This is a genomic window from Acidobacteriota bacterium (assembly GCA_016703965.1).
In the GTDB taxonomy this organism is placed as follows: Bacteria; Acidobacteriota; Blastocatellia; order Pyrinomonadales; family Pyrinomonadaceae; genus OLB17.
In genome coordinates, this window is record JADJBB010000021.1 from 991,323 (window position 1) to 1,013,623 (window position 22,301).

Below are 22,301 nucleotides of genomic sequence, written 5' to 3' on the forward strand. Positions count from 1 at the left end.
GACTCGGTTACGCCGGAGGAACCGGCGTTGCAGGCGAGGGCGCCTGCGTTCCCAGGGAAAAGGATGGCGGTTTCGGAGAGATTTCAGGGAGCGAATGTGGTTGACGCCGGGCGTTTGTCGCCGTATTGGGGTGAACACGCGGCTCGCTATGTCTTTGCCTTGCCGTTTGTCGAAAACAAGCGAGTTCTGGATATCGCCTGCGGAACAGGTTACGGGATTGGCTTGCTGCGGTCGAAGGCGAAGTTTGTGACCGGCGTTGATATCGATCCCGTTGCCGCTAACGAGGCGAAAGCGGAATGCGGTGAGAACGGAGCAGTATTGCTGGGAAATGGATTGGGGCTGCCGTTCGATGAGGCGACTTTTGATGTCATCACTTCGTTTGAGACGCTCGAACATCTGCACGAACGTGGCGACTTTTTGGCGGAATTACAGCGTGTTCTGACACCTGACGGCACTCTTATCCTTTCCACGCCGAATGCAAATTACTCACAGCCCGTTAATGGCGTTCCGGCAAATCCGTTTCATATTCACGAATACGAGCCCGGCGAACTAAAGGCTGAGTTGGAAGAGTATTTTACCGTCGAACGCTTCCTCGGCCAGGACCTCAACGCCTCGATCAAGGTCTCGCCATTTTTTGAGGGTCAAAAGCGAATGCCGAATGATGTTGGGACGCAGGCGAGGCTGTTCGGGTGGAAGGTTTTTAACAAGATCCCGGTTGCGACGCGAGAACGCCTGAGCCAGTCGATCTGGGGCAAGCCGTTCTATCCGACGGAAATCGATTACAATTTTGATGAGGCGACGGTTGCGACGGCGGTTACGCTGGTCGCAGTTTGCTGGAAACGTCAATGAAACAAGGTCTCGTCAGCGTTGTAATTCCAAATTATAACTACGCGCATTATTTGCGCGAGACGATCGACAGCGTCCTCGCTCAGACGTATCACGAGATCGAGATCATTGTCGTGGACGATGGTTCGAAGGATGATTCGAAAGAGATACTTGCGGGTTACGGCGACAAGATCCGCACGATCTTTCAGCAGAATCAAGGTGTTTCCGCAGCTCGAAATAATGGAGTTAAGGAAAGCAGCGGCGAATTTATCGCTTTCCTAGATGCCGACGATGCGTGGCTGTCGACGAAGATCGAAAAGCAGGTTGCGAGGTTTCGCAGCGATCCGAAACTCGGGCTCGTCCACGTTGGAGTTGAAGAGGTTGACGCTGACGGCAATTCGCTTGTCGAGCGGCTCGAAGGTGTCGAAGGCAAAGTCTCAACAATTTTACTCATGCTCAAACGCGAAGGCGTGCTCGGCGGCGGGAGCGGGATGATGGTTCCGCGAAGAGTTTTTGACGAGATCGGCGGATTCGACCTGCGGCTTTCGACCTCGGCAGATTGGGATCTGCAATATCGTGTTAGTGAGCGATATACGGTCAGTTTTGTGCCCGAGTTACTGCTCAAATATCGCGTCCATAATTCGAACATGCACGCGAATGTCGGTGTTATGGAACACGACATGATGTTGGCATTTGAAAAGGCTTTTCGCACGAACGACGCGGAGATCCAGGCTGCAAAACGGACGGCCTATGGGAGCCTGCATCAGATTCTCGCGGGTTCGTATTTCGTGGCAGGGAATTATCCGGCATTCATTTTCCACTCGATCAAGAGCCTGTATTTTGAGCCGCGAAACATCAGTTATTTCCTTAAATTCGGCCGCCGTCCGTCGAATCGGCGAGGCGTAAAGGCCGAGGCGTAATTTGCATGGGTGGATCGATCCGAAAAACTCTTTACAAAATGGCGTGGGACACGCGTTGCCGTAATGTCGACGTCGCCCGTATCTTGAGGCCGTTTGTGAACGCGGAGACGACCGTGCTTGATGCGGGCTGCGGGGAATACGGATTGTCGGCGTTCGTCGCGGCGAAAAGCGTCGTCGGCGTCGATATTTTGCCGACGGATGTTAAGGTCGATGGCTTTACTTTCATTCACGGCAGCATCATCACGCTGCCGTTTGCAGAGCGCTCGTTTTCGGTCGCGGCATTGGTCGATGTGCTGGAACATCTGCCTGAAGGCCTGCGGCCCGAGGCGATCAGGCAGCTTGTTCGGGTCGCTAAAGATACGATAATCATTACTTTTCCGGCTGGGAAAATTGCCCGCGAGATTGATGAAGCTTTTAATACTAAGCTTGTCGCATCGCACCAGGAAGTTCCTGACTGGCTGTCGGAACATCTTGAAAATCCGTATCCGGATGCGAATGAAGTTGCAGAAATGCTCAGAACTGAGGCCGAAAATACCGGGGGGAAAATAAAGGTCACGATCCACCATTCCGAACATCTCTCAGTCGCAAGATTTCTGAGAAATGCAGCATCGACCTCAAAATACCTATACCTTTTCGGCAATCTCGCCGCCGGATTTCTGCTTCCGCTGATGCCGAAGGCGAGCGAGGCGAACGGCTATCGTGCGATAATCCTTGCCGAGTTCAAAAATGACTGAGGCAGCCAAACAAACCCTTTATATTTGCTATTTTGGAATGCGCGAGCCGCTTGTGCAAACGCAGGTTCTGCCGTATTTGCGTGAGTTGGTGAAGGGGGGAATTGGCGTTGGGATTGTCACATTTGAGCCGGATCTTAAGGCAAAATGGTCGGCGGAACAGATCGCCGAAACAAAGCGAACATTGGCGTCCGAAGGCATCGAATGGGATGCACTAGCGTACCATCGCTCGCCGTCTGCTCTCGCCACTGCATATGATATTTTCGCCGGAACGCTCTTTGTCAGACGAAAGATCCGCGAACGAAAGTTCGATGTGCTTCATGGGCGGATACATGTGGCGACGTTGATGGGGGCGTTGGCGAGGAAGTTTTCCGGGCGAAAGCCGAAGCTGATCTTTGATATTCGCGGTTTTTTTCCCGAGGAATACACCGATGCGGGCGTTTGGCCTGAGAAAGGATTGCTGTTTCGCGGAGCGAAACGCGTTGAGAAATGGCTGATGAAGGTGGCAGACGGCTTTGTTGTTCTTACTGAAAAAGCCCGTTCAATGATCCTCGCGGATGAGACACGTCCGGTCGAGGTTATTCCGTGCTGCGTCGATTTTGCCGCTCGCTTTCCGTGGATCGATCCACGTGTTAGAGAACGCCGTCGCGAAGAGATCAGTGTTTCAGGGCGAACGGTTTACGCACACATCGGGGCTCTCGGTGGACTTTATTTGACGAAGGAACTCGCCGATTTCCTTGCAGCGGCACGCGAACTCGACCCCCGTTCATTTGCGTTGTTTCTTACTCAATCCGACACTGCCGAGATAAAAAAGCTTCTGACCGAACGGGGATTTACTGAAAACGATTATTTTATAGGACGCGTCGCCCCATCGGAGATCTTCGACTACCTGATCGCGGCGGATTTTGGGCTTGCGTTTGTGAAAGCGACCTACGCGACTCAGTCGCGTTCGCCGACCAAAATCCCGGAGTATCTTGCCGCGGGCCTTCCCGTTATTGCGAATTCCGGCGTCGGTGATGTCGATGAATTGATCGAGACCGAGAACGTCGGCCTGCTCATAGGTAAATTCAACCGCGAGGCGTATCAAAACGCGATCTTTCGGCTTCGGCGGTTGGGAAATATCGGGTATCGATGCCGCGAAGTCGCTCTCCGCCGATTCGATCTGGAAACTGTCGGCGGCGTTCGCTACCGGAGCCTTTACGAGCGGCTTTTTTGCAAAGAGGGTAATTAGTTGTTACGATTTCTCCTTTGTTTATGCGTGTTCTAGCTGTAGTTCCTTCCATTTACGACACCTCGCCGGGCCAGCGATTTCGAATAGAACAGTGGGAGCCGATCCTTCGCGAAGGCGGGGTTAAGATCACGTACGCGCCGTTCGAGAATGACGAGCTGCGTGCCGTTTTATATCAAGGCGGAAAGGTTCTGACCAAGGTCAGCGCGGTCACGCGTAACATGAAACGGCGTCGTGCTGAACTCGCGGACGTATCCGAATACGACCTCGTCTATATCTTCCGCGAAGCCGCACTTTTGGGACCGCCGTGGTTCGAGCGAAAGATCGCAAAGTCAGGCGTTCCGGTGGTTTTTGATTTTGACGATGCAGTGTTTGTTTCGTACAAAAGCCCGTCAAATGGCTATTTGAGCTACCTCAAGTTCCCCGGAAAGATCGCTGAGATCTGTAAGCTCTCGACGCATATCATGGCGGGAAATGAATATCTCGCCGACTATGCTCGGGCAAATAATCACGCCGTGACGATAATTCCGACGACGATCGATACCGACAAATACGACTTTATTGAGAGAACGGACGAGCCCGAGACGATCACAATTGGCTGGTCCGGAAGTTTTAGTACGATCCAGCACCTTGACACGATCCGCGAGACCTTGCAGGAGCTTGCCAAGCAAGAAAATTTCCGGCTACGGGTGATCGGGGCTCCGGTTTACAAGATCGCTGGTGTCGATACAGAGGCGATGCAGTGGCGTTCGGAGACGGAGCTTCACGACTTGCGGCAGATCGATATCGGCCTGATGCCGCTGCCGGATGAGAATTGGACCAAGGGAAAATGCGGCCTCAAGGCTCTGCAATACATGGCCCTCGGCATTCCAACGATTTGCTCGCCGGTCGGTGTAAACTCTACAATTATCAAAGACGGAGTTAACGGCTTCCTTGCTGATGGCCAGGCCGAGTGGATCGACAAGATCAAACGGCTGATGCATTCGGCAAAGCTGCGACGCGAACTTGGACGTGCGGGACGCGAAACGGTCGAGCGCGAATACTCGGCCAAGGCAGTAGCTCCAAAAGTTTTAGAGGTGTTCGAAACTGCGGTAAATGCCTCGAAAAAGAAGGTTTAGATGGAAAAAATGAATATTCTCGTCACGGGCGGAGCCGGATTTATCGGCTCGCATTTAGTTGACGCACTTGTCGAACGCGGCCACACGGTCCGCATTTTCGATTCACTTGTCGAACAGGTCCACGGCCCCACGCCGCCGCCTCATCTCAGCACGGAAGCAGAGTTTATCAAGGGCGACGTCTGCGACGCCGAGGCTGTTGCCGAGGCTCTCGACGGTATTGATGTCGTCTATCACCAGGCGGCTGAGGTCGGTGTCGGGCAATCGATGTATGAGATCGTGCGGTATGTGAAGGCAAACGATCTCGGAACTGCGGTTTTGCTCGAGGAGATGATCAAACGGCCGAAGCAGTTCAAGAAGCTGATCGTCGCTTCGTCAATGTCGATATATGGCGAAGGAGCGTATCGCTGCAATACCTGCAATGAAACCGTCTTTCCGTTTCTGCGGCCAAACGAACAGCTTGCCGCACACGATTGGGAATTCAAATGCGAAACCTGCGGCGGACAGCTTGAGACGATCGGCACGCACGAAGTGAAACCGCTTTTCCCGACCTCGGTTTACGCGGTCAGCAAACAGGATCAGGAACAATACTGCCTCGCAGTCGGCCGTGCGTACAAGATACCGACGGTCGCGTTTCGATATTTCAACGTTTACGGTACGCGGCAGGCTCTGTCGAATCCATACACTGGCGTCTGTGCGATCTTTTCGTCACGACTGATGAACGATCAGGCTCCGACCATTTTCGAAGACGGCGAACAGTCGCGTGATTTCGTCAATGTAAAAGATATCGTAGCCGCAAACCTTCTCGCCCTTGAAACCGATGGCGGGGATTACAATGCTTTCAATATCGGCACCGGACGAGCGACCTCGATCAAGAAGATCTCCGAGTTGCTCGCCGCCGGATTAGGCAAAGATATCGCCCCGATCCTCGTAGGAAAATACCGCGAAGGCGACATTCGCCACTGTGTTGCGGATATCTCGAAAGCGAGAAAGATGCTTGGTTACGAGCCGAAAGTGACCTTGGAGGATGGTTTGGCCGAGCTGTTAAACTGGCTCGCTGAGCAGGAAGCTGAAGATAAAGTCGAAAGTGCCACGGCGGAGTTGGCGGAGCGGAGTCTTGTTAAATAGGAGTCATAAAAACGGATTAACGCGGATTTTCGCTGATTTGTTGGAGATTAGTTTATGAGTAGTGAACTGGCCTTCGGTGACTTAACTTACAAGCTGATCGGGTTAGGAATGCAGGTGTATTCGACATTGGGGAATGGATATCTTGAGCGGGTTTACGAGAACTCATTGATGGTTCTCTTTCGTAAGAATGGGATCCATGCTGAACAGCAGTGCCCAATCAAAGTTAGGTTCGAAGGTGAAATTGTCGGCGATTATTGTGCAGATGTTCTGGTTGACGGGAACGTGCTGATTGAGCTTAAGGTGGCGGATAGAATAACCGATGTTCATAAGGCGCAGGTACTCAACTTCCTGAAAGCGACTGGTGTCGAACTTGGGATGATCTTTAATTTTGGGGCTAAAATCTTCGAGCATCATCGGTTGATAAACCGTTTGAGTAGACCGGGAATTTTAACAACGGATTAACGCGGATTTTCGCGGATAATTTGAGAGAAGCGAAAATTGTTATGCACGCAATTTATAGAATAATCCGTGCAAATCTGCGTTAATCCGTTGTTGCTTTTATTTTCTTATGTACATTCTCGGACTGACAACACTAGGCGATTCTGCGGCGTCGCTGATAAAGGACGGTGAGCTTGTGGCTGCCGTGGAAGAGGAGCGCTTTTCGCGAAAGAAACATCATGCGGGGTTTCCTTACCGGGCGATCCAGTTTTGTTTGGATCAGGCGGGGATCGAGCTGAAGGATGTCGAGCACGTCGGGCATTATTGGAAGCCGTGGATCCTGCGGCACAAGGCGATGCAGGCGGCGAAGTCGGCGTTTATTTCGAAGGACATGTTCAAGGCTCGTGCCGATCGCGGAATCGCGCAGGTTAGCGATAGCTATTTGGGGATGTTCAAGCATCCGAAGCGGCTCCGCGAGCATTTTGGGCCTTCGAATTTCAGATTTCACTATCTGGAACACCATCAATCGCACGCGGCCTCAGCTTTTTTTGTCTCACCATTCGATTCCGCCGCGATCATGACGTGGGACGGAACGGGAGAAGATACAACCACGCTTTTTTCCCGTGGAAAAGGGAACAAGATCGAGGTTCTGAAACGGATCAAATTGCCGCATTCGCTTGGCCAGTTTTACTCCGCGGTGACGAATTTTATCGGGTTTGATATGTTTGCCGGCGACGAGTGGAAGGTGATGGGCCTTGCGGCGTACGGTCAGCCAAAACACTACGACTTCTTTCGCGAGAAGGTGTTGACGACCAACGGTAGGGGCGATTTCAAGTTCAACATCCGTGTTCTCGACCATCATCTTGCTAAGCATTATCAGTTTCCCGACGCGATCGTCAACGAACTCGGCCCGCCACGACTGCCGGGTGAGGAATTGAACGAGCATCATTGGGATATCGCGTGTTCGGCCCAAAAAGCAGTCGAGGAGACCGCGATACATCTCGTCAAGCATCTAAAAGAGATCACCGGCGAGGAAAATCTATGCATGGCGGGCGGCGTGGCGTTCAACTCGGTGATGAACGGGCGGATCTTTCACGAGACGCCGTTCAAGCGCTTTTATGTTCAGGCGGCGGCGGGCGATGCGGGATGCTCGCTCGGTGCGGCTATGATGGTTTGGCATCAAAAGCTGGGAAATCCTAGAAAGTTCGTAATGAATTCGGCCTATTGGGGACCGGGATTTACGAACGAACAATGCCAGACCGCGCTCGATACCGCCGGGCTCAAATATCATACATTACCTGACGAAGAGCTACTGCCAAAGCTCGCTAAAATGATATCGGAAGGTGCGATCATCGGCTGGTTCAACGGGCGAATGGAACTCGGGCCGCGAGCCCTCGGTGCCCGCAGCTTTCTCGCCGATCCGCGTCGCGCAGATATGCGCGAGATATTGAATCACAAGGTAAAGCTTCGCGAATGGTTTCGCCCGCTCGCTCCGTCGATGCTCGAGGAACATGGGAATGAGGTTTTCGGCGTTGAGCATCATGATCCGTTCATGATCACGGTCATCGAAGTCGCTGAGGAATACAAATCGAAGATCCCAGCCGTGGTTCACGTCGATGGTACGGCTCGGCCGCAGATGGTCAACAAAGAGACGAATCCGCGTTACTGGAATCTCATCAACGAATTCAAAAAGATCACGGGCATTCCAATGCTGCTGAACACTTCATTCAATGTGCAGGAGCCGATCGTCTGTACCCCGCAGGACGCGATCAATACTTTTGGCAACGCCAATTTTGACGCACTTGTTCTTGAAAACAACCTCGTTCTTCGCGACGAAAACTAGCTGATGCTAAACCGGTTCATTTCACTAGCATGTATTTTGGTGATCGCGATGGGCATCGCTCTCGTGCCATTTCCGGATGGTGCTGCCGCGATCGCGTTCGTGATGGCGCTGGCCGGTTTATTTATCATTGCATTCAGGAAATACACCGAGGAAAAAGAGTTTATCACGACGGTTTTTCTGGTCGCCCTGGCTCTCAGAATGGCGTTTGGCCTGTTCATACATATTTACGAACTTCGCGAGTTCTTTGGCGGTGACGCATTCTCATATGATGCAAAGGGCGCCGAGATGGTCGAGGCGTGGATGGGCCTGGCAATCAACCCTGACAGTACATTTTTCGAATTTGATCCTCGCAGCGGCGTCGCGTGGGGAATGTATTACATCACGGCCGGCATCTATTATATTTTTGGCAGGAACATCTTCGCGGCCCAGTCATTTTGTGCGGTCCTCGGTGCGGCGACGGCTCCGATGGTCTATTTCTGCTCGAGAAAGATATACAACAATAGGAATGTAGCCCGTTTTGCTGCGATCGCGATCGCGATCTTTCCGTCTTTCATTATCTGGTCGGGACAGCTGCTCAAAGATGGATTGATCATCTTTCTCCTCGTTGTCGCGATGACGATGGTGATGCAGCTGCAGTCAAAGATCAGTTATGCCGCGGTTGCGATCCTGATCGTTTCGCTTTTCGGCATACTTTCGCTTCGGTTCTATATTTTTTACATGGTGGTCGTGGCGGTCGTGGGCAGCTTCGTAGTTGGTATGTCCACCACCCAGCGATCGCTGCTGCGAAGCACGGTGATCCTGCTCGTGATCGGATTTGCCCTTGCCTATTTAGGTGTCGGACAGAGAGCTACTGTTGAGCTGACCACATTTACCAACCTTAATCGAATCGAGGGCAGCCGCAGGGATCTTGCTCGTGCCGCCGAAACCGGCTTCGGCGAAGAGATCGATGTTTCCACCGCGGAAGGAGCTCTGACCGCTATACCACTTGGCTTTACGGTATTGATGTTTGCTCCCTACCCGTGGCAGGCGACAAATCTGCGGCAAGCGATCACGATACCTGAGGTCTTGATCTGGTGGGCGATGATCCCGTTCCTGATAATGGGCCTGATCTATACGATCAAGAACAAGCTGCGAAACGCCTTTCCGATCTTAATGTTCAGCCTGATGCTCACGATCGCTTATTCGGTTTTTCAGGGAAACGTCGGTACGGCTTACCGGCAGCGAACGCAGATCCAGGTGTTTTTGTTTATTCTGATCGGTGCGGGATGGACGGTCTTTAAGGAAAATCGGGAAAACAAGATCCTTACCCGGGCGGCCGCCCAACGACGTATCGAAGAGCAGCTTAGAGCAAACGCAGAGCCGCGAGAGATCGAAATGCAGTATGAGCCGGCGAGAGGCGGTACCCTTAGATAATGTGCGGAATTACCGGATTCGTAAATTCTAACCGCGAGGCCGTCGATCGCTCCGTTTTGGAGGCGATGAATCAGGCTATTTTCCACCGCGGCCCGGACGAGGACGGTTTCTACGTTAAGGAAAATGTCGGCCTAGCGATGCGACGGCTGGCGATAATCGACCTTGCCAGCGGCCAGCAGCCAATGTATAACGAGGATCGTACGAAGGCCATCGTTTTCAATGGCGAGATCTATAACTATCAGGAGCTTCGCGAAAAACTCGACCAGCTCGGCCACAAATTCTACACAAAATCGGACACCGAGGTCATCGTTCATCTTTACGACGAATACGGCGTGGAAGGCCTGCAGCACCTTCGCGGCATGTTTGCTATCGCGATCTGGGATGAACGCGACAAGTCACTTTTCCTCGCCCGCGACCGAGTCGGGAAAAAGCCGATCCTTTATTCGCATCAGCCGAACGGCGATTTGATCTTCGGCTCGGAATTTTCAGCGGTTCTGAAACATCCGGCAGTTTCCCGCGAGGTCGATCTCGAGGCCATCGACAATTACATGTCGTACCTCTGCGTTCCGGCACCGATGACGGCATTCAAGCAGATTCGCAAGCTCGAGCCGGGGCATTGGCTTCTCTGGAAAGACGGCGAGATCAAAACGCAGCGATATTGGCAGCCTGATTTCTCAAAGAAGATCAAGATCACGGAAGAAGAAGCGATAGTCGAAACCACGCGGATCTTGCGTGAATCGACGAAGCTGCGAATGATCTCCGAAGTTCCGCTCGGAGCGTTTCTATCGGGCGGCGTCGATTCTTCGGCTGTTGTCGCATTGATGGCGCAGGAAAGCGAACAGCCGGTCAAAACCTTCTCTATCGGATTCGAAGAACAGGATTTCAGCGAGCTGAAGTACGCAAAACGCGTTGCCGAGCACGTCGGAGCCGAATATAACGAATTTATCGTCCGCCCAAATGCTCTTGACGTTATTCCGACCCTCGTCGATCATTACGGCGAACCGTATGCAGATTCGAGTGCGATCCCGACCTATTACGTGGCGAAAGAGACGCGAAAGCACGTCACCGTCGCTCTAAATGGCGACGGCGGCGATGAAAGCTTCGCGGGTTACGAACGCTATGCCGCGATGCGGATCGCGGAGGCATACGCCCGAGTTCCGGCAGCTTTGCGAAAGGTCTTTGTTGAAGTTCCTGTGAGTCTATTGCCAACATCGGAACTGAAACGGAGCCGCTTTCGCGATGCGAAACGATTTCTGCGAGCTGCAAATCTGCCGCGAACCGAACGCTATTTCCGATGGGTGACGACATTTAACCGCGATACCAAGAAGGAACTCTATACATCGGACTTCGCCGCGTCAGTTTCCGGACAAGACCCGTTGTCGCTGCTCGATAAATGGTTTGCTAAGGCCAACGGAACTGGCACGCTCGACGCAACGCTCCTGACCGATCAGATGACGTATCTGCCAAACGATCTGCTCGTCAAGGTCGATATCGCGACGATGGCAAATTCGCTCGAGGCACGCTCGCCATTTCTCGATCACAAACTGATCGAGTTTGCCGCAACCCTGCCGGAAAGCATGAAAATGAGCGGGGTCGGCACAAAATCGCTCCTCAAGAAAGTTGCGGCAAGGCTGGTCCCGAGGGAAGTCATTTATCGGCGCAAAATGGGCTTCGGCGTGCCGATAGGGAAATGGTTTCGCGGCGAGATGAAGGATTTTGTCCGCGGCGTTCTGCTATCCGAGCGATCCTTAAAACGCGGCATAGTTAAGCCTGACATTCTCGAAAGGTACGTAAACGAACACATTGCCGGTGAACGCGACCACTCGTTCCAACTCTGGACATTTCTGATGCTCGAGCTGTGGTTTCAACGGTTTATCGACTAGTGGGAGATGTCTCCGGAATAGGTTATAAGTGCTAAGTGAGAAGTTATAACTTTTTACTTAGCACTTATCACTTATTCCGAATTTACAACTCGAGATGCGACTTGTAGGACGGTGGTGTAAAATAGGGGATTGGCAACCGGCAGCGACTTCCCCGCACTGTCGTCATATCTTCCGCCGCCCGCATTTATTTGCGGGGCGCGGTTTATTTGCCGGTTGCCGCCTGAGTTTTTTATGGCCAAGGCCCCGATCACGAATGCTTTAACGATCGACTTTGAAGACTGGTATCAAGGCATCGAGATCCCGTATTCGGAATGGGACAAGTTTGAAGACCGGATCGAGTTTGCGGGCGACAAGCTGTTGAAAATTCTTGACGACGGCGGTGCCAAAGCAACGTTTTTCATGCTCGGCTACGTTGCTGAAAAGCACCCCGAGATTGTCAAACGCATTGAGGCCGAGGGCCACGAGATCGGGACGCACGGGTTTTCGCATACGCTGATCTATAAGCAGGAGCCTGAGCTTTTTAAGCAGGAATTGACGCGGGCGATCCATTATCTTGAGGATCTGACGGGCAAAAAAGTGCTCGGGCATCGTGCCCCGTTTTTTTCGATAACAAAGGAATCGCTTTGGGCCTTAGATATTCTGGGCGAACTTGGGATCAAGTACGATTCGAGTATTTTCCCGGTGTTGAATTACCGGTATGGCATCGCAGACGCTCCTCGATTTCCGTACAAGATCACGCGCGAGAAATTTGAGTTTATCGAGTTTCCGATCTCGACGCTCAAATTGCCGGGTTTTACGATGCCGATATCGGGTGGTGCGTATTTCCGAATTTACCCATATCAGGTGACGAAACAGGCGATAAAGTCGGTGAATCGCGGCGGCGAGCCGGTCACGTTTTATCTGCACCCGTGGGAACTCGACCCGGAACATCCGCGGATCGACGTGCCTCGGCGGATCGCCTTAACGCATTATTTTAATCTCGGTGCGACGGAGCGACGGCTTCGAAAGCTTTTGAAAGATTTTAAGATGGCACCGATGCGCGAGGTTTTGAATATTGACACACCGCTAGAATTACAGCGTTGAGTGGGTCGCCCTTGCTTACGCGCGGGCTTGTGCAAAGAGTTTTATGACTGACAAGGGAAATACGACGGTCGAGGACAAAGTTCGCGATCATTTTGATGATGACGCCGAGCGGTTCGACGCGATCTACGACGATAAAAAAGGGCTGATCGCCGGTTTTATCGATAATTATTGGCGCGGTGTCGTACAAAAACGGCTCGAGCTCAACGTCGAGAAATTGAAGCCTTTCGAGGGAAAAAAGATACTCGATGTCGGCTGCGGATCGGGCAGGTTTTGCATTGCCTTTGCGCAGAATGGGGCCGAGAAGGTCGTCGGCGTTGATTTTGCCGAGGTCATGATCGAGATCGCTGATGAACTGGCTAACGAGGCCGGCGTCGGCGATATTTGCGAATTTGTCGTTGGGGGATTTCCCGAGGCGATCGGTCTGGACGAAGGGCCATTTGATGCCTGTACGGGGAATGGATTTTTCGACTATGTCGAGCATCCCGTGCCGATTATAACGCGTATGCGTGAGCTGACAAGGGGCAAACTGATCATGAGTTTTCCGAAAGCGGTCGAATGGCGCGTGCCGCTGCGTCGACTTCGTTTCTGGATGAAAGGTACGCCGCTTTTTCTCTATACCGAGCCGCAGGTTCGCGACATCCTCGCTAAATCCGGCGTAAAAAACTTTGAATTTATTCATCTCGATCGCGATTATTTGGTAGTTGCCGATGTCTAGCTTTTTGTCAGAACCGCCTACGTCAGCGGGCGGCATGGGCGATAATTCTGCACGTCCTGCGATATCAATGGCCAGGCCGCCCGCTCACGCAGGCGGTTCTGACCCGATCCGCGTCCTCCACATCATTACGCGAATGATCGTCGGCGGAGCGCAGGAGAATACCCTGCTGTCCGTTGTCGGTCTCGACGCGATGCCTGAGTACGAGGTTGATTTCATCAGCGGCATCGACAAAGGTAAGGAAGGCGAACTGCTTTCGCAGGCACGCGAGACGACAAACCTTATCATCGTCCCCGAAATGGGCCGCAGCATCAACCCATTTTCAGATCTCGTCGCCCTCTGGAAACTATACAAGCTCATCAAAAAAGGCCGATACCACATCGTTCATACGCACTCGTCGAAGGCTGGCGTTTTAGGCAGAATCGCGGCTTGGCTCGCCGGAACGCCGTTGATCGTCCACACGCTGCACAGTCTTGTTTTCCATGAATACCAGCCGTGGCTCGTCAACCGAACTTGGCGTGTTGTTAAAAAAGTGTGCGCGCGGGTAACCGATTATTACATCAGCGTCTCAGAGATCATCGTTAAAAAAGCGATTGCCGCGAATATCGCGGAGCCCGAGCGATTTCGAACTATCTACAGTGGAATGGAACTCGATTGGTTCCTGAATGCAAAGTTTGACGCTGACGCGGTAAAGCGGGAATTCGGCATTCCGCCTGACGCTCCAGTTGTCGGCAAGATCGCCAGACTTTTCCCGCTCAAGGGCCATGACGAGCTGATGGACGCGGCTCCCGAGATTGTTAAACGCGTGCCGAATGTCAGGTTTTTCCTGATCGGCGACGGCATTCTGCTCGAGCATCTGCAAAAGCGGGCGTCGGAATACGGGATCCTTGAGAACTTTGTATTTGCAGGTTTGATCGACCGCACACGAATTCCGGAGATGATCTCGGCGATGGACATAGTCGTCCATACATCCTTACGCGAAGGCCTCGCACGCGTTCTGCCGCAGTCGCTCGCGATGGGCAAGCCCTGCGTCTCGTTCGACATCGACGGAGCACCTGAGGTCGTTATCGACGATTACACGGGTTATTTGGTCAAAGCGTTCGATTCAGTCGGGCTCGCAGATCGCATTGCCCATTTGCTCGAAGATCCTGAACTGCGAAAGAAGCTCGGCGACAATGGCAGGATCCATGTCGATCCCAATTTCCGGACTGAGAAAATGGTCGCCGATATATCCGAGGTTTATCAGATGCTGCTCGAACGCCACGCGGATCGTATCGCTGCTTTTGACCGGAAAACGCAAAACGGTTGATTTTCTGCGATAATTGGCTTGTAATTACGTTTTTATGCCCGGTTTGGTCTCAAGCCCATTTTTTGTCGGGGCCGTAGCGGCGATACTCTCGGTGATCTGTACGTTCGCCGTGCGGTCGATCGCGGTGCGCTACGGGTTTGTCGCCAAGCCGAAATCGGATCGCTGGCACAAGAAACCAACTGCTATGCACGGCGGCATCGCGATCTTTATCGCGACGAACGTCGTATATTTCACGCTTGTTCCGATCAGCCGGGAATCATTGGTCGTTATCGGCGGCAGTGCGTTCCTTTTTCTCGTTGGTTTGATCGATGACCTCATCAGCGTTCGGCCCTATCAAAAGCTGATCGGGCAGTTGATCGGCGCCGGAATTCTGGTCATCTCCGGGCTGAAATTGCCGCTCACCGGTTTTGAGATAGTTGATATCTGGATCACCGTTTTCTGGGTGATCGGCATCACAAATGCGATAAATCTGCTCGACAATATGGACGGCCTCGCGGCCGGGATCTCGGCTATTGCGGCGTTTTCGCTGGCGATGAACTTTGCATCGAGCGGATTGACGAACGAGCTGCTGCTCGCAAGTGCGTTTGTCGGCGCTCTCGTTGGGTTTCTTGTTTTCAACTTCAATCCGGCGTCGATCTTTATGGGCGATTCCGGGTCGATGTTTATCGGATTTCTGCTTTCCGGGTCGGTGCTGCTCAATCAAGTCGGCGGCCGTTCGCGCGGTATCGTTGCCATTCTTGCCGTTCCGGTTCTAATACTTTTTGTCCCGATCTTTGACACGACATTCGTGACGGTCTTACGTAAATTGTGGGGCCGCAAAGCATCGCAGGGCGGCCGCGATCATACCTCTCATCGGCTCGTCGCCCTTGGATTGTCCGAGCGAAATGCGGTCCTGATGTTATATGGTTTTGCCGTGATCGCCGGCGGTTTGGCAGTGATGGTCGCGCGGGTCGGGCCGTTCAGGAGCTTTGGCCTGATCGGCGTTTTTACGATCGTGCTGGTGATCGTCGGCGTTTATCTTTCAAAGGTCAAGGTTTACGAAGGCGTCGAGGAGGAGCAGGCTATTCAGGAAAACGCCGTGTTCGCCTTCCTCGTCAACGTCTCGCACAAACGGCGGATCTTCGAGGTTTTTCTCGACGCATTTCTGATCACGCTTGCCTACTATTCCGCGTGGGCGCTGCTTTATCGCAATTTTGAAGAGTCGACGAGCTGGACGCTGTTTCTGCAGACTGTGCCCCTGCTTGTGCTGATAAAACTCGCTGCCTTTCTCGCTGTCGGCGTCTATCGCGGCCTGTGGCGATACACCAGTATCGGCGATGCAATTACGTTCGGAAAAGGCGTGGTTCTCGGTTCTGCGGCGAGTATGCTCGCGGTGCTTGCGATCTATCGGTTCGAAGGATTTTCGCGAAAGGTTTTCTTTGTCGACGCCTTGCTGCTGCTGCTCGGCGTAATGGGCAGCCGAATGGCGTTTCGTTTGATACGGCAGGTTTTGCCGGCGGTCGCCGCCCACGGCAGCCGCAAGGTTCTGATCTACGGCGCGGGCGACGGCGGCGAAATGGTGCTTCGCGAGCTGAATAACAATCCCGAATGGAACATGCAGGCGATCGGGTTTATTGATGACGACTCGAAGAAAAAAGACAAAGTCATCCACGGGCTAAAAGTTTTTGACGGAAACGGATCGCTGGCCGAGATCTGCAAGGAAAAAGAGGTCGCCGAGATACTCATCTCGGTTCGCCATTTTCCGGCCGAGAAGTTGACCGCTCTGAGAAAGACCTGTGACGAGGCGGACGTTACGCTCAAACGAGCCCAGATAAAGATCGAAGCCGTGGATATTATTTAACAATTTTGTCGCTAAAGCTCATAAAAATCGAACCAAAGTTCGCAAAGGCTTCGCTCGTCGTGGTCGCGTTGATCTGCGTGGTGGCGACGTTCTTTTTCATCCGTTGGAACTTTTCGAACGCCATCGCCTCGCGCCTCGACCTTAAGCGGCCGGAATCAAAACTCGTCATCGACTGGCTGATCGGCCTCGGCCCGTCAGATCCGCAGACGCATTATTCCGCGGCGGCCTTGTTCGAAAAAACATTCGACCCCGGTGATCTGGCGAGATCGTTGAGCGAATACGAAACCGCCGCCGCGCTCGCTCCAAACAATTATCTGATGTGGCTCAACGTGAGCCGGGCGCGTAACCTAAACGGCGACACCGAAGGCAGTGAGGCGGCCATCAAACGGGCATCGGAACTGGCCCCGAACTACGCGGCCGTACAATGGGCATACGGCAATCTGCTGATCCGCGAAGGGAAGACCGACGACGGATTCAAGCTGGCGGCAAAAGCCGCAGAAACTAACTCCGATTTTGCCCGAAGCGCCGTTGTTCTGGCTCTTCAGATCTTTGACGGGGACCTTGCTCAGGTGCGAACGTCGCTCGGCGACAGCGAGGCGATAAACGCGGCACTCGCGACATCGCTGATCGGCCAGGAACGCGAGGACGATGCGGTCGAATCGTGGGCGAAACTGCCGGATCAGGCGAAAATCACCCGTTACAAAAAGCTCGGGGAAGATCTGGCTCAAAAGCTGCTCTCCGCGAAAAAGTTCCGTCTCGCGGCTCGCGTTGTTTCCGATCTTGCTCCAGAAGGAACGGAAAAGCCAGTTGTTGGGCAGATAGTGAATGGAAGTTTTGAAAGCGGGATAAAGCTTCGCGGAGCCGGGCCTTTTGAATGGCAGATCGCCGAGGGGGCCGAGCCGCAGGTCGGCCAGAGCGACGTCCATAAACGCTCCGGCCAGTACGGGCTGTTTTTGCTGTTCAATTCGTTCGATTCGTCGCATTTTCGCACCGTATCGCAAACCGTTGCGGTCATTCCCGGCGCCGAATATGAGTTCGAAGGCTTTTATCGCTCCGATCTGAAAACACCGGCGGCGCTGAAGCTGGAGATCGCGGATGCGGCGACGACGGGAACGATCGTCAGCACGCCGCCCTTTGCACTGGCCGGCGACTGGACGACTCTCAAGGTGAAATTTACGGTGCCCGCTGGCAGTGATGGCATCATCATCAGGCTTGCCCGCGAAGGGTGCGGCGGGCCGGCTTGCCGCATAACCGGGCGATTATCATTTGACGATCTTTCGATCAAGCGTTTATAAATGAGCGAACTGCAGGAAAAAGGGAATTCGATATTTGGGATCGAGGATGTCACCATCGGTGATCATACCTCGCTGCCGAGCAAGGCCGTGTTCTTTTTGCTGTGTTTTTTGCCCTTGTTCGCGACGGTGCTCTTCGGCGGCGTCGATAATGTTACCTGGATATTCATTTCGATAGCCTGGGCACTGATCGTTCTACTTTGGATAGCCGAAACATGGACGACGGGCGGCCTTTTGATAAATTCGAGCTCGCTTCAGATACCGATTGCCGGCTTTCTCCTGATCGCCCTCGTCCAGCTGCTGCCGCTCGGCGGAGCCGTCACAGGCTTAGCGGTTCCCGCCTCGAATGCCCTCTCTCTTGACCCTTATTCGACCCGGTTCTTTGCCGTAAAACTGGTTGTATATCTCTTGTATTTTGCCGCCTGCCTCGCCTTCATTAATAATGAGAAGCGTCTAAAAAAAGCGGTCTATTTCGTGATCATATTCGGGGCATTGATGGCGCTTTACGGCATCCTACAGCGCCTCGCAAGTCCTGAGGGCATCTACGGCGTGCGGGAAACGTCCGGTGCCCGGCCTTTCGGTCCGTTCGTTAATCAGCATCATTTCGCGACGTTCATGCAGATGACCGGCGGCCTTGCCCTTGCATTACTATTCGGAAAAAAAGCAGGGCGGGAGCAGAAGATATTGCTTGCGGCCGGCATCGTTGTGATGGGCGTTGCGACGGTATCGACCGGTTCGCGCGGTGGATTGTTGGGCTTTCTGGCGACTTTGGCTTTTGTTTCGCTGCTTAATTTTCTTTCCGGCCGTTGGTCCGGTGAGAGCCGTTCAAAGGCAGGCATGCAGCGAAATTTTGTTATCGCTGCCGCCGGCATTGCTCTGATCGTGGTCATTTTTGGTGTCGTACTTCTGATCGGCGGGAACGATGCTCTGCTTCGCGGCACTGGTGTTGTGCTGGCTGACGGGGATATTTCGACGGGCAGGCTGCATTTCTGGCCGATCGCTTTGAAGATATTTCTGGCTCATCCGATATTGGGCGCCGGGTTCGAGTCGTTCGGGGTCGCCTTCACAAAATACGACACAATGAGCGGGGAATTCCGTGTCGAACAGGCCCACAACGAATACCTTCAAACCCTCGCGGATGCCGGGATCGTTGGTTTCATCTGCCTCGCGGGCTTCATCGTCCTGTTGTTTAAGAAAGGGCTGAAGACGATCGCGAGTTCCTCCGGTTTTAGAAACGAAGCCGCGATCGGAGCGTTGGCAGGATGTTTAGGCGTTCTTGTCCACAGCTTCTTTGATTTTCCGCTGCGTACGCCCTCAAATGCGTTTTTCTTTCTGATGCTTTGTGCCATTGCAACGGCTGCGATAGCAGCTCACGACCGGCCATCGAAACGCCATCATTGATCTACTGCACCCTGACAACAACCTCTTTCTCGCCGCACGGAGCCTCGAATTTCACCTGAAAAACTCCGGTTTTTGAGCTGACCGACCGCAGAATAAAAAGCGCGGTCCACTTCACGCCGGGTATCGCCTCGCGCCTGATGCTGACATCCTGCGGGCTTGTCGATGTCGCCGTCAGTCCTTCGATGTCACCGTCGTCCGTTCGGCGAACGACGACTGCCCGGTCAACCCCCGTGCTTTGAACGCTGATCGTTTCCTGATCGATGGTTATCGTGCACGGCTTGATCTCTTCGCTGGTCGGAACGCCGTCGATCACCCTCGGCCGCCCTTCTGCGGGCTTGGCGTCTGTGGGTTTCGTCTCCGTTGGTTTTGCTTCCGGCGTTGGCTCCGCTTTGGGCACATATTTTGTCGTTACCGGCGGCGGCGGAATGTTGATGATAACGGGCGGAAACAGTCCGTTCGTGTTGTCGATCAACTTTGTTGATGCCGTATTTTCCTTTGCAACGGTCGTAGCCGAAGGTTCCGGCGAAGGCGAAGGCGACGGAGTAGGCTTTGGCTCTTCCGGCGTAGGTGTCGCCTCGGGCGTTGGCGATGCCGTGGGCTCGGCCTTTGGTTCTTCTGCGGTCACTTTTGGTGTTTCCTCGGGTGTTGGCGATGGAACCGCGAGAGGCGTCGGGCTCGGCGAAGGCTCTTCGACGGCAACCTTTGGTGTTTCGATCGGTGTCGGGATCGGAGACGGTTCCGGTGTCGGCGTTGCCTTTACTTCTTCCGGTGTTGGAACTGGAGTTGGATTGGGAGTTGCGATCGGCGTCGGCCTTGGCGTCGGCGTCGATCGGGCAATAGCGATCGGGATCGCAGGCGTCGGGGTCGGACGCACCGCAACGGTCTCTGTGGAAACCGTGGGCGAAGGATTCGGCCCGATCCGGTTTTCGAGGCCCATTGTATGGCCGTTGACTCGTTTGTATAAAGCTTCTATAGCGTTGTATCGCAGCGGGTCGGGCTGGCCGCTCTTGTAACTGCGGATGTACATCTCAAGCGCCTCGGCGTTTTTCCCCTCAAGCTGCAATGATGTGCCGAGGCGCCAGGTGCTCGAACGCCACCAGGCGCTGTCAGCCGGCAATACGCTTACGGCCCGTTTTAAATGTACCGTCGCCTGAGGCGCATCATCCATCTGAAAGTGTGCCCAACCGTTGATCTCCTCAACGCGGCCGCGGAGCACAGCCGAAAGCGTAGGCCGGGCAACAACCGGCACGTTGATATAGGTGCCGCTGGTCGATGCGATGGTGCGACTTTCGTAAAGCTCGCTTGCCATCACGGCGGCAGACGGATCGGCAACCTCGAGCCCTGCATCCAACGCCGATGGGGCGGCCTTGGTCAGCTCGACGACCTTTGGCAACGCGACTTTCTTATCCAAAAGCTGTGAGCTGGCAAAGACGATGCGATGCACCTTCATCTTATCGTCGCCGCTGACGAATTCGTCCGCTGCCTTAGCGACCTCGGCCGCATTCGGCTCCGGTTTATCGAGTTCCTGCTTAAGGTCGAGCAAGGCTGCCATGCGGGCCGCGTTTTCCGGGCTCTCAGCCGCGACCGGGGCGAAAATGCTGGCACGTCGTTCAAACCCGACAAGCTCGTTAAAGTCCTTCGATCCGCGATTGATCCGCCCGCCAAGATTCGTATAGACCAAACCATCTTTTACGGAAAAGCTTTTCGCGAGTTCCTCGGCCGCCTCGCGATAGAATCCTGCCGCTGCTCGTGCCGAAGCGATCTCGTATTCGAGCGTCGGGAAATTGCCGTAGCGGCGGGCAGCGATGAGTGTCTTTTCAGCCGCGATCGGATTTCTCTGAGCAATAAATCCGCGAGCCAGAGCAATGTGAGACCAAATGAAACGCGGATCGGTGGCGATCGCTTTTTGGGCGAGATCGACGGCCTTTTCGCCCTCATTATTTGCCGCGTACCAATACGCGGCGCCGGCTTGGAGGATGATATTGCCCGGATTCGCCTCGAGCGATCTCGCGAGTTCGGCCTCGGCATCGCTGCGTTTTCCGGCGTCAAATAGAGCGAGAACGAGCCCGGTTCGTGCTGGAACGTCTGCCTCATCTTTAGCCAGAATTTCGCGATACAGGGCGACCGCGTCGTCCGCTTTGCCGGTCGCTCGCTTCATCTCGGCGAGGCCGCGGCGGGCAGTGAGCGATTCGGTGTCGAGCTCGAGTGCTTTGGCATAAGCCGCCGCCGAATCATCGAGCAGGAAATCCATCCGGTTCGCGAGGCCGAGCGTTTGGTACGCGGCCGAGGAAAGCGGATCAAGCTTAAGCGCGGCATCGGCGACGCGGCGAGCCTCCGAGCCGTTCTCGATGCTCATGTAAAAATTTGCGACGCCCAGAAGTTGCGATACGCTGGCCTCGCACTTTGCCTCGATCGCCTTCGCCAGCTCAAAACCCTCGGCCCTGGCACCGCGAAAATACAGATTTGCGGGAAATCGAGCGAGCGTATCAGCGAAAAGCTGATCGGGAACCGGCTTCGGTGCGTCAGTAATGGCCGCTCTGTAGTATTCGACCGCTCCGGGGACGTCGCCGGCGGTCAATTTGTCGTTGCCGAGCTGTGTTTCGACCGTGACGATCAAGCCTGCCGCGTCGGGGATGCGTTTGGCGGCCGGGTACTTTCTAATGAATCGTTTCAGAGCCGCGATCCTGTCGACCCCGTCGGTGACGGTCGATGCCTGCTCGTAAGCGGCTTCCTCGTCCGCTTCCTTCTTAGCGATCTCCTCGGGCGTCGGGCTGCCTGTTTTAGGCTTTGGCTTTACCTCGGCGGGTTTGATCTTCTGGCTCGCGGATGTTGGATTCGGCAAGATCGGGTTGTTTTTAGATGCCGTTGGTTTCGGTTTGGCGGGAGCAACCTTCTTCGCCTGATCCGTCGGTTTAGGTTTTGCGGCGGCTTTCGCCTTGTTATCCGTTGGTTTGGGTTTGGTTGCGGCCGTTTTTGTCTTGGTATCCGTTGGCTTAGCGGCGGCGGGCTTGGGTTTGGCCGGCGTCGGTTTAGGTTTTGCCGCCTGAGCAAAACTGGTCATGGCGAGAACGCCGGAAAAGAAAAGAACACCCAAAAATCTCATAAAACAATGGTAAAAACACGTCGCCGATGTCAAAATG

General features: G+C 53.9%; 17 protein-coding genes. 16 read left to right on the plus strand and 1 reads right to left on the minus strand.

Annotated features, from left to right (window positions below; all coding sequences use genetic code 11):
• The first annotated feature begins 63 nt into the window (after positions 1 to 63).
• From IPG22_11960 to IPG22_12035, 16 genes are all read left to right on the plus strand, one after another.
• Complete coding sequence (locus IPG22_11960; GenBank protein MBK6588999.1) at positions 64 to 849, plus strand: class I SAM-dependent methyltransferase; 786 nt, start codon at positions 64 to 66, stop codon at positions 847 to 849.
• Positions 846 to 1,745, plus strand: a complete 900-nt coding sequence (locus IPG22_11965) for a glycosyltransferase family 2 protein (protein ID MBK6589000.1) — start codon at positions 846 to 848, stop codon at positions 1,743 to 1,745. Before IPG22_11960 ends, IPG22_11965 begins: the two co-directional genes overlap by 4 nt.
• A 5-nt stretch (positions 1,746 to 1,750) precedes the next feature.
• Positions 1,751 to 2,479, plus strand: a complete 729-nt coding sequence (locus tag IPG22_11970; protein ID MBK6589001.1) for a methyltransferase domain-containing protein — start codon at positions 1,751 to 1,753, stop codon at positions 2,477 to 2,479.
• Complete coding sequence (locus IPG22_11975) at positions 2,472 to 3,707, plus strand: glycosyltransferase (protein ID MBK6589002.1); 1,236 nt, start codon at positions 2,472 to 2,474, stop codon at positions 3,705 to 3,707. The genes IPG22_11970 and IPG22_11975 overlap by 8 nt, the downstream gene beginning before the upstream one ends.
• 23 nt (positions 3,708 to 3,730) lie before the next feature.
• Complete coding sequence (locus IPG22_11980) at positions 3,731 to 4,822, plus strand: glycosyltransferase family 4 protein (protein MBK6589003.1); 1,092 nt, start codon at positions 3,731 to 3,733, stop codon at positions 4,820 to 4,822.
• On the plus strand, positions 4,823 to 5,947 hold the full coding sequence (locus IPG22_11985; protein MBK6589004.1) for an NAD-dependent epimerase/dehydratase family protein: 1,125 nt from the start codon (positions 4,823 to 4,825) through the stop codon (positions 5,945 to 5,947).
• 54 nt (positions 5,948 to 6,001) lie between these two features.
• Positions 6,002 to 6,409 (plus strand): GxxExxY protein, encoded by a 408-nt coding sequence (locus IPG22_11990; GenBank protein MBK6589005.1) that lies wholly within the window; start codon positions 6,002 to 6,004, stop codon positions 6,407 to 6,409.
• A gap of 106 nt (positions 6,410 to 6,515) precedes the next feature.
• The gene (locus IPG22_11995) at positions 6,516 to 8,228 is read left to right on the plus strand and encodes a carbamoyltransferase (protein MBK6589006.1); all 1,713 of its coding nucleotides are present in this window, start codon (positions 6,516 to 6,518) and stop codon (positions 8,226 to 8,228) included.
• A gap of 3 nt (positions 8,229 to 8,231) precedes the next feature.
• Positions 8,232 to 9,641 (plus strand): glycosyltransferase family 39 protein, encoded by a 1,410-nt coding sequence (locus tag IPG22_12000; protein ID MBK6589007.1) that lies wholly within the window; start codon positions 8,232 to 8,234, stop codon positions 9,639 to 9,641.
• Positions 9,641 to 11,524, plus strand: a complete 1,884-nt coding sequence (gene asnB / locus IPG22_12005) for an asparagine synthase (glutamine-hydrolyzing) (GenBank protein ID MBK6589008.1) — start codon at positions 9,641 to 9,643, stop codon at positions 11,522 to 11,524. Before IPG22_12000 ends, asnB begins: the two co-directional genes overlap by 1 nt.
• A 231-nt stretch (positions 11,525 to 11,755) precedes the next feature.
• Positions 11,756 to 12,607 (plus strand): DUF3473 domain-containing protein, encoded by an 852-nt coding sequence (locus tag IPG22_12010; GenBank protein ID MBK6589009.1) that lies wholly within the window; start codon positions 11,756 to 11,758, stop codon positions 12,605 to 12,607.
• A 43-nt stretch (positions 12,608 to 12,650) separates the two neighbouring features.
• Positions 12,651 to 13,322 carry a methyltransferase domain-containing protein gene (locus IPG22_12015; GenBank protein MBK6589010.1) on the plus strand — a complete coding sequence of 224 codons (672 nt, stop codon included), beginning with the start codon at positions 12,651 to 12,653 and terminating at the stop codon, positions 13,320 to 13,322.
• 4 nt (positions 13,323 to 13,326) lie between these two features.
• Positions 13,327 to 14,628 (plus strand): glycosyltransferase family 4 protein, encoded by a 1,302-nt coding sequence (locus IPG22_12020; GenBank protein MBK6589011.1) that lies wholly within the window; start codon positions 13,327 to 13,329, stop codon positions 14,626 to 14,628.
• Between the two features lie 34 nt (positions 14,629 to 14,662).
• Entirely contained in the window at positions 14,663 to 16,468 is a 1,806-nt protein-coding gene (locus IPG22_12025; GenBank protein MBK6589012.1) for a hypothetical protein, read from the plus strand.
• 5 nt (positions 16,469 to 16,473) lie between these two features.
• Positions 16,474 to 17,763, plus strand: a complete 1,290-nt coding sequence (locus IPG22_12030) for a carbohydrate binding domain-containing protein (GenBank protein MBK6589013.1) — start codon at positions 16,474 to 16,476, stop codon at positions 17,761 to 17,763.
• Complete coding sequence (locus IPG22_12035; GenBank protein ID MBK6589014.1) at positions 17,764 to 19,161, plus strand: O-antigen ligase family protein; 1,398 nt, start codon at positions 17,764 to 17,766, stop codon at positions 19,159 to 19,161. It begins immediately after the preceding gene.
• A gap of 1 nt (position 19,162) precedes the next feature.
• On the opposite strand, the gene IPG22_12040 is transcribed toward IPG22_12035, so the two are convergent.
• Entirely contained in the window at positions 19,163 to 22,264 is a 3,102-nt protein-coding gene (locus IPG22_12040; GenBank protein ID MBK6589015.1) for a hypothetical protein, read from the minus strand.
• Between the last annotated feature and the right edge of the window lie 37 nt (positions 22,265 to 22,301).

Excerpts from the sequence above, each read along its gene's own strand:
- IPG22_11960 (MBK6588999.1), top strand. The coding sequence starts at position 64 with ATGGCGGTTTCGGAGAGATTTCAGGGAGCGAATGTGGTTGACGCCGGG.
- IPG22_11965 (MBK6589000.1), top strand. The coding sequence starts at position 846 with ATGAAACAAGGTCTCGTCAGCGTTGTAATTCCAAATTATAACTACGCG.
- IPG22_11970 (MBK6589001.1), top strand. The coding sequence starts at position 1,751 with ATGGGTGGATCGATCCGAAAAACTCTTTACAAAATGGCGTGGGACACG.
- IPG22_11975 (MBK6589002.1), top strand. The coding sequence starts at position 2,472 with ATGACTGAGGCAGCCAAACAAACCCTTTATATTTGCTATTTTGGAATG.
- IPG22_11980 (MBK6589003.1), top strand. The coding sequence starts at position 3,731 with ATGCGTGTTCTAGCTGTAGTTCCTTCCATTTACGACACCTCGCCGGGC.
- IPG22_11985 (MBK6589004.1), top strand. The coding sequence starts at position 4,823 with ATGGAAAAAATGAATATTCTCGTCACGGGCGGAGCCGGATTTATCGGC.
- IPG22_11990 (MBK6589005.1), top strand. The coding sequence starts at position 6,002 with ATGAGTAGTGAACTGGCCTTCGGTGACTTAACTTACAAGCTGATCGGG.
- IPG22_11995 (MBK6589006.1), top strand. The coding sequence starts at position 6,516 with ATGTACATTCTCGGACTGACAACACTAGGCGATTCTGCGGCGTCGCTG.
- IPG22_12000 (MBK6589007.1), top strand. The coding sequence starts at position 8,232 with ATGCTAAACCGGTTCATTTCACTAGCATGTATTTTGGTGATCGCGATG.
- asnB (MBK6589008.1), top strand. The coding sequence starts at position 9,641 with ATGTGCGGAATTACCGGATTCGTAAATTCTAACCGCGAGGCCGTCGAT.
- IPG22_12010 (MBK6589009.1), top strand. The coding sequence starts at position 11,756 with ATGGCCAAGGCCCCGATCACGAATGCTTTAACGATCGACTTTGAAGAC.
- IPG22_12015 (MBK6589010.1), top strand. The coding sequence starts at position 12,651 with ATGACTGACAAGGGAAATACGACGGTCGAGGACAAAGTTCGCGATCAT.
- IPG22_12025 (MBK6589012.1), top strand. The coding sequence starts at position 14,663 with ATGCCCGGTTTGGTCTCAAGCCCATTTTTTGTCGGGGCCGTAGCGGCG.
- IPG22_12035 (MBK6589014.1), top strand. The coding sequence starts at position 17,764 with ATGAGCGAACTGCAGGAAAAAGGGAATTCGATATTTGGGATCGAGGAT.
- IPG22_12040 (MBK6589015.1), bottom strand. The coding sequence starts at position 22,264 with ATGAGATTTTTGGGTGTTCTTTTCTTTTCCGGCGTTCTCGCCATGACC.